Raw genomic sequence first — 14,761 nt, forward strand, 5'->3', positions numbered from 1 at the left:
CCGTGGACCTGTTCGAATCTCGCGGCACGGGTGTTCCCCGTCGTCCCCTCCGTGTCACCCGATGCGGCGACCGGAGCCCCGTCGCACCGGCGCGTGGACGGGGGTGCACAACGACCCGTGCGGGGCGCACGTCACGGCGGGCCGCCGGTCCGGAGGTCAGGCCGTGACGCGCCCGTTGACGACCACCCGGCGGGGGTCGGCGAGGACACGGACGTCGGTGCGGGGGTCCGTGTCGTAGACGACGAGGTCGGCGGGGGCGCCCTCCTCCAGGCCGGGGCGGCCGAGCCAGGCGCGGGCGGTCCAGGTGGTGGCCGCGAGGGCGTCCAGGGGCGGGATGCCGGCGGTGACCAGCTCGGCGACCTCGGCGGCCACCAGGCCGTGCGGGAGGGTGCCGCCGGCGTCCGTGCCGACGAAGACCGGGATGCCGGCGTCGTAGGCGGACCGCACGGTGTCGTAGCGGCGTTCGTGGAGCCGGCGCATATGGGCCGACCAGCGCGGGAACTTGCTCTCGCCGCCGTCCGCGAGCCGCGGGAAGGTCGCGATGTTGACGAGGGTCGGGACGATCGCGACGCCGCGCTCGGCGAAGAGCGGGATCAGGTCCTCGGTCAGGCCCGTCGCGTGCTCGATGCAGTCGATGCCCGCCTCGACGAGGTCGCGCAGGGAGTTCTCGGCGAAGCAGTGCGCGGTGACCCGGGCGCCCAGCCGGTGGGCCTCGGCGATGGCGGCCTCGGCCGCTTCCCGGGGCCAGCTCGGGGCCAGGTCGCCCACCTCGCGGTCGATCCAATCGCCGACCAGCTTGACCCAGCCGTCGCCGCGCCGGGCCTCTTGGGCGACGTACGCGACCAGGTCGTCGGGCTCGATCTCATGGGCGTAGCCGCGGATGTAGCGGCGGGTGCGGGCGATGTGCCGGCCGGCCCGGATGATCTTCGGGAGGTCGTCGCGGTCGTCCACCCAGCGGGTGTCGGACGGCGATCCCGCGTCGCGGATCAGCAGGGTGCCGGCCTCGCGGTCGGCCAGCGCCTGCTTCTCCGCCTCGTCGGCGTCGACCGGCCCGTGCGCGCCGAGGCCCACATGGCAGTGGGCGTCGACGAGACCGGGCAGCGCCCAGCCCGTCACGGTCCGCACGTCGCGGGCGCCGCCGGGACGGTCGTGGCTGATCCGGCCGTCGACGACCCACAGCTCGTCGCGGACGTCGTCGGGCCCGGCCAGGACCCGCCCCTTCACGTGCAGCACCGGGTGATCGCTCATGCGATGCACCCTAACTAGTGGCCGCTCTTCTCCACCCGGTCGGCCGGGTTGTCCTTCTCGACCTGGGCCATCGCCGGGTCGAGGAGGCGGGAGAGGAAGTGGCGGGTGCGTTCGTGGGAGGGGGCGCCGATGACCTGTTCCGGGGTGCCGTCCTCGACGATCACTCCGCCGTCCATGAAGACGACCCGGTCGGCGACCTCGCGGGCGAAGGTCATCTCGTGGGTGACGACCATCATCGTCATGCCCTCGTCCGCGAGCATGCGCATGACGGCGAGGACATCGCCGACCAGCTCCGGGTCGAGCGCCGAGGTCGGCTCGTCGAAGAGCATCACCTCGGGGCCCATGGCGAGCGCGCGGGCGATGGCGACGCGCTGCTGCTGGCCGCCGGACAGGGAGGCCGGGTAGGCGTCCGCCTTCTCCGACAGGCCCACCCGGGCCAGGTTCTCGGCGGCGACCCGCGCGGCCTCCGCCCTGCCCCGGCGCAGCACCCGGCGCTGCGGCAGCGTGAGGTTCTCGGTCACCGACAGATGCGGGAAGAGGTTGAACTGCTGGAAGACCATGCCGATCCGGCAGCGTACGGCGTCGATGTCGACGTCCGGGTCGGTGATCTCGGTGCCGCCGACGAACACCTGCCCCTTCGTCGGCTCCTCCAGCAGGTTCACGCACCGCAGCAGCGTCGACTTGCCCGAGCCGGACGGGCCGATCACACAGACGACCTCGCCTTGGCCGATCTCCAGATCGATGCCGCGCAGCACCTCGTTGGCGCCGAAGGACTTGTGCAGGTCCCTGACCTGGATCTCCGGTCGGCTCATTTCACGGCCTCCTGGGCCTTGGCCTCCATACGGCGCACGACGAAGCCGAGCGGGACGGTCACCAGCAGATAGCACAGGCCGGCGACCAGGATCGGCGTGGAGTTGGCGGTCTGGCTGGCCAGGTCGCGCCCGTACTTGGACAGTTCGCGTTCCTCCAGGGTCACGCCGAGGAACAGCACCAGCGAGGAGTCCTTGAACAGCAGGACCAGTTCGTTGGTGAGCGGCGGCAGGATGATCCGGAACGCCTGCGGGATGATGATCGAGACCATCGCCCTGGCCGGTGAGAAGCCCAGGGAACGGGCCGCCTCCATCTGCCCCTTGGGGACGGCCTGGATGCCGGCGCGGATGGTCTCCGCCATGTAGGCGGCGGCCACCAGGCCGAGCGCGAGGGCGACCTTGCCGTAGGTGCCGCCGACGATCTCCGTGCCGGGGAAGGCGAGCGGGACGGCCACCCCGATGAAGATGAAGATCAGCAGGGCGGGCAGTCCGCGGAAGATCTCGATGTAGACCCCGGCGAACCAGCGGTAGGGGCCCACCGACGACAGCCGCATCAGCGCGATCACCATGCCCAGCACGAGTCCGACGGCGAAGCCGGACAGCGTGTAGAGCACGGTGTTCTTGAGCGCCAGCGTGATGACGTCCGGGAACATCTCCTTGGCGATGCTTCCCTGGGCGAACTGGTTCTTCAGCCGGCCCCAGTCGGCCGAGACCGCGACGGCGATCACGGCCGCGACGAAGAGCACGTACTGGACGCCCCGCGAGAGGCTGCGCCGCTGCCGTCGGCTCAGGCCCTTCCGCTTGGGCTGAAGCGGCTCCAGGGGTGTGTCCTTGCCGGTCCCGGCCATCGGGTCAGGAGGCCGAGGCGGTCGCGGCCGGGGAGGCCGCGGACTCGTCGTAGGGGCCGATCCACTTCTCGTAGATCTCCTTGTACGTGCCGTCCGCCTTGGCCCCGGCCAGCGCCTTGTCGATCGCGGCGAGCAGCTTGGTGTTGCCCTTCTTCACCGTGAAGCCGTACTGCTCACCGGTGTTGATGTTGTCGGCGACCTCGAAGGCGTCGGCGTTGGCCTTGTCCTTCAGCCAGCCCTGGACCACCGGGAAGTCGATGACGACGGCCTTGACCTGGCCGGAGCGCAGGCCGTTGAGGACGGCGTCGGAGGACTCGAAGGAGACCGGGTCGAAGCCCTGCTGCTTGGCGTAGTCCTCGCCGGTGGTCTGCGCCTGGGCGCCCAGCTTGACCTTCTTGGCCTTGGCGTCGGCGAGGGACGTGATCCCGCTGCCCTTGTCGACCAGGAGGGCCTGGGTGGCCTCGAAGTACGGGTCGGAGAAGTCGACGTTCTTCTTGCGTTCCTCGGTGATGGTCATACCGGCCGCGGCGACGTCGCACTCGCCGGAGTTGAGGAAGGCGCCCGTCTTGAAGTTCTCGAACGGGGTGTCGAGGACGACCTGCTTCACGCCGAGGTCCTCGGCGACCAGGTCGATCAGGGCCACGTCGAAGCCCTGCACCTTGCCGTCGATCTCCGACTGGAAGGGCGGGTAGGGCAGGTGGGTGCAGGTGGTGAGCCGGCCGGCCTTGGCAAGCTCCACCCCGCCGGCGGCGGTCTTGGAGCCGCTGCCTCCGTCGTCGCTGGAGGTGCAGGCGGCCACGAGCATCAGTGCGGCCGCGGCGGTGCCGGCGGCCAGGACGCGGGTCCGTCGCCCGGAGAGGGTCTTCACGGCGGGCCTTCCTGTGGGGGAGGTGGGGGGATGAGCGAGGTCCTGGGGACCTGAGGATCCGATTATAAGGAGAAGTTTGAGTGTCTCAAACCAATCCGATGGTCATGCAGCCGGTCGACCTGCGAAGTCATCGGTCGGCGGTGTGCGTGGGGGCGCGGGTGGGGGCGGATACTCTCGTCACCTCTACCCCGTACGTCGAAGAGAGCACCGTCGTGACACACCCGTTCCTGGACCTGGCCCCGCTCAGCGCCGCGCGCTTCGCGTCGATCGAGGACCGGGTGGCCCGGCTGCTGGGCACCGGACAGGACGTCGTGATCATGCAGGGCGAGGCGCTGCTGCCGCTGGAGGGGGCGATCCGGGCGGCCGCGGGTCCCGGCACCACGGCCCTGAACGTGATCACCGGCCCCTACGGGCAGACCTTCGGGGACTGGCTGCGCGACTGCGGCGCCACGGTGATCGATCTGGCGGTGCCCTTCCACACGGCGGTGACGGCCGCGCAGATCCGGGAGGCGTTCGCCGCGCACCCGGAGATCGACTTCGTCTCGCTGGTGCACGCGGAGGCGGCCACGGGCAACACCAACCCGGTCGCGGAGATCGGCGCGGTGGTGCGGGAGCAGGGCGCGCTGTTCTATCTGGACGCCGTGGCCTCGGTCGGGGCCGAGCCGGTGCTGCCGGACGCGTGGGGCGTGGACCTGTGCGTGATCGGCGCGCAGAAGGCGATGGGCGGCCCCGCCGGGGTGTCGGCGGTGTCGGTGAGCGAGCGGGCGTGGGCGCGGATGGCCGCGAACCCCCGGGCGCCGCGCCGCTCGTACCTCTCGCTGCTGGACTGGAAGGAACGCTGGCTGGACGGCGGCCGCAAGGCCCTGCCGCACGCCCCGGCGCAGTTGGAGATGCTCGGTCTGGAGGCGTGCGTCGAGCGGATCGAGGCGGACGGCCTGGAGACGGTGACGGCCCGCCACGCCTCCGCCGCGGCGGCGACCCGCGCGGGCGCGGCGGCGCTGGGCGGCGGTCTCGAACCGTACGTGTACGAGGCGCGGGACGCGGCGCCGGTCGCCACGACCCTGCGGGCACCGGCGGGGGCGCCGGCCGCGGAGCTGGTGGCCCACGCCCTGGCCGCCGACACCACGCTTCCGCTGGCCGCGGGCGGTGGCGCGCTGGCCGCGGAGATGATCCGCGTCAACCACTACGGCCCGGCCGCCACCCTCGCCACGGTCCGCGCCGCCCTGACGGCGCTCGCGGCGGCCCTGACGGAACGGGGTCTGACGACCGATCTGCCGGCGGCGCTGAAGGCGGCGGAAGCGGCCTGGCGCTGACGCGTTGAAGCGCTGAAGCGCTGAAGCGCTGAAGCGCTGAAGCGCTGAAGCGCTGAAGCGCTGAATTCAAGGCGACCGAATATCAAATTCACCGGAATTCGCTTCGGATAGATTTCCCTAGTGCTCCTGCCCTGATTTCCCGGAGGTAAACCCGGGGATTTTCCGGGCGATTCCGCGTACGTGATCCATTCCACAGGTGCGCATTTTTGCACCTTATGCGGGGTGCAAAACGCCCCATAACTTCCTCCCGCCTCCCCCGCATCACGCGATCCCCACCGGCCCTCCATGCGATATCGAATTTCGCTGGGTAAGTTCCTTCCGCATGACTGCCGCACAAGCAGACCTGCGAATCGACCTCCCGTCGGTGGCGGACGGGGCCGCCATCTGGCGTATCGCCAAGGAGTCCGGAACGCTCGATCTGAACTCCTCCTACAGCTATCTGCTGTGGTGCCGTGACTTCGCCGCCACCTCCGCGGTGGCCCGCGACGAGGACGGCGAAGCGGTCGGTTTCGTCACCGGGTACGTACGGCCGGACGCCCCGGGGACCCTGCTGGTCTGGCAGGTGGCCGTGGACCGGGCGCACCGGGGCCGCGGTCTCGCCGCCGCGCTGCTCGACGCGCTGACCGCGCGGATCGCCGCCGAGCGTGCGCACACCGCCCCGCTCACCACCGTCGAGACCACGATCACCCCGGGCAACACCGCCTCCGAGCGGCTGTTCACCTCGTACGCCGCCCGGCACGGGGCGCCCGTCCGCCGCGAGGTCCTGTTCGGCGCGGGGCTGTTCCCGGACGGTCCGCACGACCCCGAAGTCCTGTACCGCATCGGCCCGTTCTCGAGTTGAGGAGCGACACCATGACCATCACCCAGCCCGACCTCAGTGTCTTCGAGACCCTCGAATCCGAGGTGCGCAGCTACTGCCGGAGCTGGCCCGCCGTCTTCGACCGCGCGCAGGGCAGCGTCATGTACGACGAGGACGGCCGCCGTCACCTGGACTTCTTCGCCGGGGCCGGATCGCTCAACTACGGCCACAACAACCCGGTGCTGAAACGGGCGTTGATCGACTATCTGCTGCGCGACGGCGTCACGCACGGGCTCGACATGTCGACCGTCGCCAAGCGGACGTTCCTGAACACCTTCCAGGACCTGGTGCTGCGGCCGCGCGATCTGCCGTACAAGGTGATGTTCCCGGGGCCGACCGGGACCAACGCGGTGGAGGCCGCGCTGAAGCTGGCCCGGAAGGTGAAGGGGCGCGAGGCGATCGTGTCGTTCACCAACGCCTTCCACGGCATGTCCCTCGGGTCGCTCGCGGTGACCGGCAACGCCTTCAAGCGGGCGGGCGCCGGGATACCGCTGGTGCACGGGACGCCGATGCCGTTCGACAACTACTTCGAGGGCACGGTCCCCGACTTCCTGTGGTTCGAACGGCTGCTGGAGGACCAGGGGTCGGGGCTCAACAAGCCGGCCGCGGTGATCGTGGAGACCGTGCAGGGCGAGGGCGGCATCAATGTGGCCCGGCCCGAATGGCTGCGCGCGCTCAAGGAGTTGTGCGAGCGGCAGGACATGCTGCTGATCGTCGACGACATCCAGATGGGCTGCGGGCGCACCGGGGCGTTCTTCTCCTTCGAGGAGTCCGGGATCGTCCCCGACATCGTCACGGTGTCCAAGTCCATCAGCGGCTACGGACTGCCCATGTCCCTCTGCCTGTTCCGGCCGGAGCTGGACGTCTGGGAGCCGGGCGAGCACAACGGCACCTTCCGCGGCAACAACCCGGCGTTCGTGACCGCCACCGCCGCGCTGGAGGCGTACTGGACCGACGGGGCGGCCATGGAGAAGCAGACCCGGGCGCGCGGCGAGCAGATCGAGGAGGGGCTCATCTCGATCACCGAGGAGAACCTCGCCGATGTGAAGGAGTACCGCGGGCGGGGGCTGGTGTGGGGTCTGGAGTTCCACGACAAGGAACGCGCCGGGCGGGTGGCTAGCCGGGCCTTCGAACTCGGGCTGCTGATCGAGACGTCGGGGCCGGAGAGCGAGGTCGTCAAGCTGCTGCCGGCCCTGACCATCACGCCGGAGGAGCTGGACGAGGGGCTGAGCGTCGTGGCCCGCGCCGTCCGCGAGACCGCCTGACCGTCTGGCCGTCTGGCCATCTGACCGACACGAGAGCGAAAGCTGAAGCGAAAGGAGCGACCGTGATCGTCCGTTCGTTCAAGGACATCGAGGGCACCGACCGCCATGTGCGGTCCGCGTCCGGCACCTGGGAGAGCAAGCGGATCGTGCTCGCCCGGGAGCGGGTCGGATTCTCCCTGCACGAGACGGTCCTGTACGCGGGCACCGAGACGTCGATGTGGTACGCCAACCATGTCGAGGCCGTGGTCTGCGTCGAGGGAGCCGCCGAACTCACCGACCACGAGACCGGGAGAACCCACACGATCACTCCCGGGACCATGTACCTCCTCGACGGACACGAGCGGCACACGCTGCGCGTCCAGGAGGACTTCCGCTGCCTCTGCGTGTTCAACCCCCCGGTGACCGGGCGGGAGGACCACGACGAGAACGGCGTCTACCCGCTGCTCACCGAACCCGAGGAGGTGTGACCGTCATGACCACCACCACCGTCACCGATCTCTACCCCACCCGCGGCACCACCGAGGTGTCCGTGCCCCGGCGGGACCCGGTCGTCTGGGGCCCGCCCGGCACCCCGGGCCCGGTCCCCGCGGCCGGTCTCGCGGCGTACGAACGCGACGGCTTCCTCACCGTCGACCGGCTGATCAGCGACGACGAGGTGACCGTCTGCCGGCGCGAGCTGGAGCGGCTGGTCTCCGACCCCCAGGTGCGGGCGGACCCGCGGTCGATCGTGGAGCCGCGCTCGCAGGAGATCCGGTCCGTGTTCGAGGTGCACAGGCTGAGTCCGGTGTTCGCCTCGCTGGTGCGGGACGAGCGGCTCGTCGGGCGGGCCCGGCAGATCCTCGGCTCGGACGTGTACGTCCACCAGTCGCGGATCAACGTCAAGCCGGGCTTCGGCGCCGGGGGCTTCTACTGGCACTCCGACTTCGAGACCTGGCACGCGGAGGACGGGCTGCCGAGCATGCGGACCGTGTCCGTGTCGATCGCGCTGACCGAGAACCGCGACACCAACGGCAGCCTGATGATCATGCCGGGTTCGCACCGGACGTTCCTCGGGTGCGCCGGGGCGACGCCGAAGGACAACTACAAGAAGTCGCTCCAGATGCAGGACGCGGGCACCCCGTCGGACGAGGCGCTGACCGAACTGGCCGGTGAGTACGGCATCCGGCTGTTCACCGGCCCGGCCGGGTCGGCGACCTGGTTCGACTGCAACTGCATGCACGGCTCCGGGGACAACATCACACCGTTCCCGCGCAGCAATGTCTTCATCGTGTTCAACAGCGTGGAGAACACGGCGGTGGAGCCGTTCGCGGCGCCCGTGCGCCGCCCGGAGTACATCGGTGCCCGGGACTTCACTCCGGTGCGCTGAGCCGCCGCCCGCCGAGCACGTCCAGCAGACGGTCGACGTCGGCGTCCGTGTTGTAGAGGTGGAACGAGGCGCGCAGATGGCCGGCGCGGTCGGAGACCTCGATGCCCGCCGCGCTCAACTCCGCCTGGCGGTGCCCCAGTCCGGGGACGGACACGATCGCGGAGCCGGGGGCGGGCACGGTCTCGTGTCCGAGGGAGGCGAGGCCCTCACGGAAGCGGTCGGCGAGCCGTACGTCGTGGGCGTGCACGGCGTCCACGCCGAGTTCCTCGACGAGTTCGAGGGAGCGGCGCAGTCCGGCGTAGCTGAAGAGGGCGTGGCTGATGTCGAACCGGCGGGCGGAGCGGGCGAGTTCGGTGACGGGGCCGTAGCAGCTCTCCCAGGGCCGCTCGCCGGCGACCCAGCCGGCCAGGACCGGGGAGAGCCCGCCGAGGTCCTCGGGGACGACGAGGAAGGCCGCGCCGTGCGGGCCGAGCAGCCACTTGAAGCCGACGGTGGCGGTGTAGTCGTCGGCGGCGGCGTCCGTGGGCAGCCAGCCGGCGGACTGTGAGCAGTCGACGTAGGTCCGGGCGCCGTGCTCGCGGGCCGCCTCGCGCAGCGCGGCCAGGTCGGCGAGCCGTCCGTCGGCGGACTGCGCGGCGCTGACCGCGACGAGCGCGGTGCCGGGCCGCACGGACTCGGCGATCCGCTCCAGGGGCACGGCGCGCACCTTGAGGTCGCCGCGGACGTGGAACGGGTTGAGGACGGAGGTGAAGTCGTCCTCGGCGGTGAGGACCTCGGCGCCCGCGGGCAGCGAGGCGGCGATCACCCCGGTGTGCGCGGCGACCGAGGCCCCGGCCGCCACCCGGTCCACGGCGACTCCGGCGAGCCGGGCGAAGCAGGCACGGGCCGCCTCGACGTCGGCGTAGAGCGGGGTCAGCGGCCGGCCCTCGGCCCGCAGCCGTACGGCCTCGTGCAGGGCCGTGACGGCGCGGGCCGGCAGCAGTCCGTTGCTCGCGGTGTTGAGGAAGGTGTTCTTCGGGGCGAACTCGGCGCGGACGAGGGTCTCGAAGGTCTCCATGGCTCCACTGTGGGGCCGATGGATGTCCCCGTCCATTGCCGATTTCTGCGCGATGTCTCCAAGCGCCGCTTATACGTACGCTCCGACCTGCCGCTTCTCAGGTCTGCGGGACCGCGCAGCCGTCCGGGCCGCAGGCTTCCGCGCCGCCGTCGTCGACGATCTTCAGCGGGGAGCGGTCGCCCCATGCCTGGGTGAGCGCCTGGGTGAAGACCTCGGCGGGCTGGGCGCCGGAGACGCCGTAGGTGCGGTCGAGGACGAAGAAGGGGACGCCGTTCGCGCCGAGCTGGGCGGCCTCGCGGGCGTCGGCCCGGACGTCGTCGGCGTAGGCCGTGGGGTCGGCGAGCACCGCGCGGACGGTGCCGGCGTCCAGTCCGGCCTCGACGGCCAGCTCGACGAGCCGTTCGTCGCCCTCGGTGAACAGGGAGCGCTCCTCGGCGAAGTTGGCCCGGTAGAGGATCTGGATCAGCTCGTCCTGCCGTCCGTGCTCCTTGGCGAGGTGCAGCAGGCGGTGCAGGTCGAAGGTGTTGCCGTGGTCGCGGCCCTCGGTGCGGTAGTCGAGGCCCTCGGCTGCGGCCTGCGTGCCGAGGTTCTCCTCGCCGGCCCGGGCCTGTGCCTCGCTCATGCCGTACTTCTTGGTGAGCATCGTGATCACGGGCTGGACGTCGCCCTTGGCCCGGCCGGGGTCCAGCTCGAAGGAGCGGTGCACCACCTCGACCCGGTCACGGTGCGGGAAGGCCGCGAGCGCCTTCTCGAAGCGGGCCTTGCCCACGTAGCACCAGGGGCAGGCGATGTCGCTCCAGATCTCGACGCGCATTCTCGGCTCTCTCCGGTTCACAGGGGTGCGGAGACGTTCTCCGCCCGGTGTGTGAACCTTCAACCGGTCGCTTTCATTCCCCGTGCACCGGGAACCGCAGGAAGAGATGGTGGTCGCCCTCGGCCGGCGGGTGGGCCGGGTCGGGGGTCCAGCCCTGGCGGGCGTAGAACGCCTGGGCGCGGTGGTTGTCGGTGTGGACGTCGAGCACGGCCGTCCGGTGGCCGTCCGCGCGCCACTGCTCCACGCACGCGGCGTGCAGGGCGGTGCCGACGCCGGTGCGCCAGTGGTCGGGGTCGACGTGGAACTGGAACAGCTTGACCGTGTCCGTGTCCGCCCCCTCCGGCACCCGGAAGGAGGCGAGGCCGGCGATCCGGCCCGCGCGGACGGCGCACAGCACCTGTCCGTCGGGACGGGTGATCGCCGCGTGCCAGACGGCGGCCCAGTCCGTGCCGTCCTGCGGGATGCCGTCCGGGTAGTAGGTGGCGCGGGCCCGGGCGTGGAGCGCGACGACGGTGCCCGTCTCGGCGGGCACCACGGTGCGGATGACGGTGCCCGTGCCGGGGCGTTCTCCGATCATGCAACGGAGGACGTTCCGGCCGCCTGTCCGGTTCCGTACGGGCGGCCCGGCCCGGCCCGGCGCGGCCGAGGGGGTCAGCCGCCGTCGCGGAGGTCGTCCGGCCAGGCGGGGCGGTAGGCGAGGTGGTCGTACGTCACCACACAGCCCTGGCCCAGCGGCGACTGGGTCATGAAGCCGACCAGCGCGGCGTCGGTCTCCTTCTCGTCGCCCAGCGTGAACAGCCGGACGAAGGTCCAGCGCAGGCCGTCGCGGGAGGCGTGGAAGGCGAAGGCCCGGCCGGTGCGGCTGACCCGCAGCCAGACCGAACTGCCTTCCACGGTGAAGGAGTTGGCGTCGTCGGAGTGTCCCCGGGTGACGACCGTGCAGACGGTGGGCACGTCCGGGGAGTACTCCAGGCACAGCTTGGCCCAGGCGCGTTCCCCGACATGGACGTACAACACCCCCGCGTCGAAGGCGAAGTTGAAGCCGACGGTGACGCGGGCGATGAGCTGGAAGTCGCCCTCGGGCGCGCCCAGCAGGCGCGGCGCGTCCCCGGCGGGCTCCAGTGCCTCCCCGGTGGGCGGCACGAAACGGTCCTGCCGCGGCCCGGCCCATCCGGTGAGCACACCGTCCTCGTAGGACCAGTGCCCGTCGGGCCCGTAGGTCCGCAAGGGGAAAGGCAGTTCGGGAAGCTCGACGTCCATGGCCCGATTATCCAGCCGGGGGCCGGACCCCGGGCCGCGAGGTCAGCGTTCGAGCCGTCCGTCGTACCGCCGGGGCAGTCCCAGCTCGTTCTCGTCGCGCAGTTCCGGCGGCAGCAGCGCCGCCGGGGTGTTCTGGTAGACGACCGGCCGCAGCCACCGCTCGATCGCCGTGCCGCCGACCGAGGTCGAGGTGGACGTCGTCGCCGGGTACGGGCCGCCGTGGTGCTGGGCCGGGGCGACGGCGACCCCGGTCGGCCAGCCGTTGACCAGCACGCGTCCGGCGAGCGGGGTCAGTTCGGCGAGGATCTCGCCGCCCCGTCCGGCGCCCGCGGCCTCCGCCTCGGAGAGCTGGACGGTCGCCGTGAGGTTGCCGGGCAGCCGCGACAGGACGGCCCTGACCTCGTCGTCGTCCTCGTAGCGGGCCACGACGGTGACCGGGCCGAAGCACTCCTCCAGGAGCAGATCGTGGTCGCCGCCGTCGGCCAGCCGGGCCGCGGGCACGGTCAGGAAGCCCGCGCTGACGGTGTGCTCGCCGCCCGCGCCGGGCGTCACCGGCGACTCCACGTCGGGCAGCGCGGCCCGCTCGGCGACCCCGGCGACGAAGTTGTCCCGCATCCGGTGGTCGAGCAGGACGCCCGCCTCGGTGGCGCTGACCGCGTCCGTGAGCGACTTGAGCAGCCCGTCGCCGGCCGCGCCGGACGGCACGAGGACCAGGCCCGGCTTCACACAGAACTGGCCGACGCCCAGCGTCATCGACCCGGCGAGCCCGGCGCCGATGGCCTCCGCGCGCTCCGCGGCCGCCTCCTCGGTCACCACGACCGGGTTGAGCGAGCCCAGCTCGCCGTGGAACGGGATCGGCACCGGACGGGCCGCCGCCGCGTCGAACAGCGCCCGGCCGCCCCGCACGGACCCGGTGAACCCGGCCGCGGCCACCAGCGGGTGCCCGATCAGCTCGACGCCCGCCTCGAAGCCGTGCACCAGGCCGAGCACCCCCTCGGGGACACCCTGCTCGGCGGCGGCGGTGCGCAGCACCTTGGCGACCAGCTCGGACAGGCCCGGGTGGTCGGGGTGCGCCTTGACGACGACCGGGTTGCCGGCCGCCAGCGCGCTCGCGGTGTCGCCGCCGGCGACGGAGAAGGCGAAGGGGAAGTTGGAGGCCGCGTAGACGGCGACGACCCCGAGCGGCACCTTGTAGCGGCGCAGGTCGGGAACCGGCGGGGTGGCGGTGTCGTCGGGGTGGTCGATGACGACGTCCAGGAAGGCGCCCTCCTCGACGAGGCCGGCGAAGGCGCGGAGCTGGTAGCAGGTGCGGGCGAGTTCGCCGTTGAGCCGGACCGGGCCGAGCGCGGTCTCGGCGTCGGCCACCTCCACGAGCAGGTCCCTGGCCGCCTCCAGACGGGCGGCCGCGGCCCGCAGGAACGCGGCGCGGACACCGCGGTCGGCGAGGGCGGCGCGGGTGGCGTGCGCCGCGCGGACGACGGTGTCCACCTCCTGGGCCGTCGCCTCCACCGCAACCTGTTCCCGCTGCTTCCCGGTTCGGGGGTCGACACTCCAGACTGGTGCTGCTGCCACCGCGGGTCCCTCCACGTGCTGGGTTCAGGATCGTTCGCCCTCAGGCTCGTTCCCCACCAGCTCGTTCGATATACTGAACGCTGTCTCTGATGGTGAATACGCTGGAGACTATTTCCCGTCGAACGAAGGGGTCAAGGGCGATGTCGGCTGTCGAGACGGGGGGCGGAGCGCAGGTCAAGTCCGCGGTGCGGACGGTTGAGCTGCTCGAATACTTCGCCGGCCGCCCCGGGATGCACTCCCTCGCGTCGGTCCAGGAGGCCGTCGGCTACCCCAAGTCCAGCCTCTACATGCTGCTGCGCACCCTGGTGGAGCTGGGCTGGGTGGAGACGGACGCCACCGGCACGCGGTACGGCATCGGGGTGCGCGCCCTGCTGGTCGGCACCTCCTACATCGACGGCGACGAGGTGGTCGCGGCCGCCCGCCCCACCCTGGACCGGCTCTCGGACGACACCACCGAGACCATCCACCTGGCCCGGCTCGACGGCACCAACGTCGTCTACCTCGCCACCCGCCAGTCGCAGCACTATCTGCGCCCCTTCACCCGGGTCGGCCGCCGGCTGCCCGCGCACTCCACCTCGCTGGGCAAGGCGCTGCTGAGCACCTACAGCGACGAGCAGGTGCGCAAGCTGCTCCCGGAGACCCTCCCGGCGCTCACCGAGCACACCATCACCGACCGGGAGAAGCTCATCGAGGAGCTGCACCAGGTGCGCGAGCAGGGGTTCGCGGTGGACCGGGAGGAGAACACCCTCGGGCTGCGCTGCTTCGGCGTGGCGATCCCGTACCGCACGCCGGCCCGGGACGCGATCAGTTGTTCGGTGCCGGTGGCCCGGCTGACGCCCGCGCACGAACAGATGGTCAAGGACGCCCTGTTCGACGCCCGCGACCGGCTGACCCTGGCGACCCGGCGGCTCTGAGCCGGCGGACGTAGGCTCTCGGCATGGAAATCGCCCTGCGCCCCGTGCACGACAGTGATCTGCCGGTGTTCTTCCGGCAGTTGAACGACCCCGAGGCCCTCGTGATGGCCGCGTTCACCCCGAAGGACCCGCAGGACCGGGACGCCTTCGACGCCCACTGGGAGCGGATCCGCGCCTCGACCGCCGTGAACCGCGCGGTCCTGGCCGACGGGGACGTGGTCGGCAGCGCGGCGGTGTACGGGGAGCCGGGCGAGCGCGAGGTGACGTACTGGATCGACCGGGCGTACTGGGGCCGCGGCATCGCGACGGCCGCGCTGCGGGCGCTGCTGGCCGAGGTCACGGAGCGGCCGCTGTTCGCGCGGGCCGCCGCCGACAACGCCGGGTCGCTGCGGGTCCTGGAGAAGTGCGGGTTCCGCGCGACGGAGCGGACCTCCGGGTTCGCGCAGGCGCGCGGCGCGGAGATCGAGGAGGTCGTGCTGCGGCTGGAGGGGTGAGCGCGCCCCAGCGTGCCCCCGGCCGAAGGCACGATGAGAAAGATGAGAAAAGCGGGCGGACGGAACGATTCGCC

Annotated in this window: 16 protein-coding genes; 7 read left to right on the forward strand and 9 right to left on the reverse strand. The window is 71.7% G+C overall.

What is annotated here, in order from left to right; all coding sequences use genetic code 11:
* Nucleotides 1-156 precede the first annotated feature (156 nt).
* Genes G6W55_RS24995 through G6W55_RS25010 form a run of 4 tightly spaced genes read right to left on the reverse strand, consistent with a single transcriptional unit; the run spans nt 157 to nt 3,773 of the window.
* Entirely contained in the window at nt 157-1,248 is a 1,092-nt protein-coding gene (locus G6W55_RS24995; protein WP_175523079.1) for an amidohydrolase family protein, read from the reverse strand.
* A gap of 14 nt (nt 1,249-1,262) precedes the next feature.
* Complete coding sequence (locus tag G6W55_RS25000) at nt 1,263-2,060, reverse strand: amino acid ABC transporter ATP-binding protein (protein ID WP_175523080.1); 798 nt, start codon at nt 2,058-2,060, stop codon at nt 1,263-1,265.
* Nucleotides 2,057-2,905: an amino acid ABC transporter permease gene (locus G6W55_RS25005; RefSeq protein ID WP_175523081.1), complete on the reverse strand. Its 849-nt coding sequence runs from the start codon at nt 2,903-2,905 to the stop codon at nt 2,057-2,059. The genes G6W55_RS25000 and G6W55_RS25005 overlap by 4 nt, the downstream gene beginning before the upstream one ends.
* 4 nt (nt 2,906-2,909) lie before the next feature.
* A complete protein-coding gene (locus G6W55_RS25010) occupies nt 2,910-3,773 on the reverse strand; it encodes an ABC transporter substrate-binding protein (RefSeq protein ID WP_175523082.1) in 864 nt (287 codons plus the stop codon).
* 212 nt (nt 3,774-3,985) lie between these two features.
* Here G6W55_RS25010 and G6W55_RS25015 point away from each other — a divergent pair, with 212 nt between their 5' ends.
* The 5 genes from G6W55_RS25015 to thpD all read left to right on the forward strand — a co-directional run bounded on the left by G6W55_RS25015 (nt 3,986) and on the right by thpD (nt 8,576).
* A complete protein-coding gene (locus G6W55_RS25015; RefSeq protein ID WP_175523120.1) occupies nt 3,986-5,086 on the forward strand; it encodes an aminotransferase class V-fold PLP-dependent enzyme in 1,101 nt (366 codons plus the stop codon).
* 322 nt (nt 5,087-5,408) lie between these two features.
* A complete protein-coding gene (gene ectA / locus G6W55_RS25020; protein ID WP_175523083.1) occupies nt 5,409-5,927 on the forward strand; it encodes a diaminobutyrate acetyltransferase in 519 nt (172 codons plus the stop codon).
* An 11-nt stretch (nt 5,928-5,938) separates the two neighbouring features.
* Nucleotides 5,939-7,210 carry a diaminobutyrate--2-oxoglutarate transaminase gene (ectB, locus tag G6W55_RS25025; RefSeq protein ID WP_175523084.1) on the forward strand — a complete coding sequence of 424 codons (1,272 nt, stop codon included), beginning with the start codon at nt 5,939-5,941 and terminating at the stop codon, nt 7,208-7,210.
* 62 nt (nt 7,211-7,272) lie between these two features.
* Complete coding sequence (locus G6W55_RS25030; protein WP_030791097.1) at nt 7,273-7,677, forward strand: ectoine synthase; 405 nt, start codon at nt 7,273-7,275, stop codon at nt 7,675-7,677.
* A gap of 5 nt (nt 7,678-7,682) precedes the next feature.
* Nucleotides 7,683-8,576: an ectoine hydroxylase gene (thpD, locus tag G6W55_RS25035; RefSeq protein WP_175523085.1), complete on the forward strand. Its 894-nt coding sequence runs from the start codon at nt 7,683-7,685 to the stop codon at nt 8,574-8,576.
* Here the strand turns inward: thpD and G6W55_RS25040 are convergent.
* The 5 genes from G6W55_RS25040 to G6W55_RS25060 all read right to left on the reverse strand — a co-directional run bounded on the left by G6W55_RS25040 (nt 8,560) and on the right by G6W55_RS25060 (nt 13,279).
* Nucleotides 8,560-9,633, reverse strand: coding sequence for an aminotransferase class V-fold PLP-dependent enzyme (locus G6W55_RS25040; protein WP_175523086.1), 1,074 nt, complete (start codon nt 9,631-9,633; stop codon nt 8,560-8,562). The genes thpD and G6W55_RS25040 overlap by 17 nt on opposite strands.
* Nucleotides 9,634-9,730: 97 nt before the next feature.
* Nucleotides 9,731-10,447 carry a DsbA family oxidoreductase gene (locus G6W55_RS25045; protein WP_175523087.1) on the reverse strand — a complete coding sequence of 239 codons (717 nt, stop codon included), beginning with the start codon at nt 10,445-10,447 and terminating at the stop codon, nt 9,731-9,733.
* A gap of 73 nt (nt 10,448-10,520) precedes the next feature.
* Nucleotides 10,521-11,024 (reverse strand): GNAT family N-acetyltransferase, encoded by a 504-nt coding sequence (locus G6W55_RS25050; RefSeq protein WP_175523088.1) that lies wholly within the window; start codon nt 11,022-11,024, stop codon nt 10,521-10,523.
* Nucleotides 11,025-11,098: 74 nt separating this feature from the next.
* Nucleotides 11,099-11,707, reverse strand: coding sequence for a DUF1349 domain-containing protein (locus tag G6W55_RS25055; RefSeq protein ID WP_085213780.1), 609 nt, complete (start codon nt 11,705-11,707; stop codon nt 11,099-11,101).
* A gap of 42 nt (nt 11,708-11,749) precedes the next feature.
* On the reverse strand, nt 11,750-13,279 hold the full coding sequence (locus tag G6W55_RS25060) for an aldehyde dehydrogenase (NADP(+)) (RefSeq protein WP_175523089.1): 1,530 nt from the start codon (nt 13,277-13,279) through the stop codon (nt 11,750-11,752).
* A gap of 140 nt (nt 13,280-13,419) precedes the next feature.
* Here G6W55_RS25060 and G6W55_RS25065 point away from each other — a divergent pair, with 140 nt between their 5' ends.
* Nucleotides 13,420-14,193 (forward strand): IclR family transcriptional regulator, encoded by a 774-nt coding sequence (locus tag G6W55_RS25065; RefSeq protein ID WP_085213778.1) that lies wholly within the window; start codon nt 13,420-13,422, stop codon nt 14,191-14,193.
* A gap of 23 nt (nt 14,194-14,216) precedes the next feature.
* Complete coding sequence (locus G6W55_RS25070; RefSeq protein ID WP_175523090.1) at nt 14,217-14,687, forward strand: GNAT family N-acetyltransferase; 471 nt, start codon at nt 14,217-14,219, stop codon at nt 14,685-14,687.
* Nucleotides 14,688-14,761: the final 74 nt, after the last annotated feature.

Origin of the sequence: Streptomyces sp. CAI-85 (assembly GCF_013363615.1) — a bacterium.
GTDB classification, from domain to species: domain Bacteria; phylum Actinomycetota; class Actinomycetes; order Streptomycetales; family Streptomycetaceae; genus Streptomyces; species Streptomyces antibioticus_B.

What these genes read in the sequence shown, in the direction of transcription:
- G6W55_RS24995 (WP_175523079.1), bottom strand. Translation starts at nt 1,248, where the DNA reads ATGAGCGATCACCCGGTGCTGCACGTGAAGGGGCGGGTCCTGGCCGGG.
- G6W55_RS25055 (WP_085213780.1), bottom strand. Translation starts at nt 11,707, where the DNA reads ATGGACGTCGAGCTTCCCGAACTGCCTTTCCCCTTGCGGACCTACGGG.
- G6W55_RS25000 (WP_175523080.1), bottom strand. Translation starts at nt 2,060, where the DNA reads ATGAGCCGACCGGAGATCCAGGTCAGGGACCTGCACAAGTCCTTCGGC.
- ectB (WP_175523084.1), top strand. Translation starts at nt 5,939, where the DNA reads ATGACCATCACCCAGCCCGACCTCAGTGTCTTCGAGACCCTCGAATCC.
- G6W55_RS25040 (WP_175523086.1), bottom strand. Translation starts at nt 9,633, where the DNA reads ATGGAGACCTTCGAGACCCTCGTCCGCGCCGAGTTCGCCCCGAAGAAC.
- ectA (WP_175523083.1), top strand. Translation starts at nt 5,409, where the DNA reads ATGACTGCCGCACAAGCAGACCTGCGAATCGACCTCCCGTCGGTGGCG.
- G6W55_RS25065 (WP_085213778.1), top strand. Translation starts at nt 13,420, where the DNA reads ATGTCGGCTGTCGAGACGGGGGGCGGAGCGCAGGTCAAGTCCGCGGTG.
- G6W55_RS25050 (WP_175523088.1), bottom strand. Translation starts at nt 11,024, where the DNA reads ATGATCGGAGAACGCCCCGGCACGGGCACCGTCATCCGCACCGTGGTG.
- G6W55_RS25005 (WP_175523081.1), bottom strand. Translation starts at nt 2,905, where the DNA reads ATGGCCGGGACCGGCAAGGACACACCCCTGGAGCCGCTTCAGCCCAAG.
- thpD (WP_175523085.1), top strand. Translation starts at nt 7,683, where the DNA reads ATGACCACCACCACCGTCACCGATCTCTACCCCACCCGCGGCACCACC.
- G6W55_RS25070 (WP_175523090.1), top strand. Translation starts at nt 14,217, where the DNA reads ATGGAAATCGCCCTGCGCCCCGTGCACGACAGTGATCTGCCGGTGTTC.
- G6W55_RS25045 (WP_175523087.1), bottom strand. Translation starts at nt 10,447, where the DNA reads ATGCGCGTCGAGATCTGGAGCGACATCGCCTGCCCCTGGTGCTACGTG.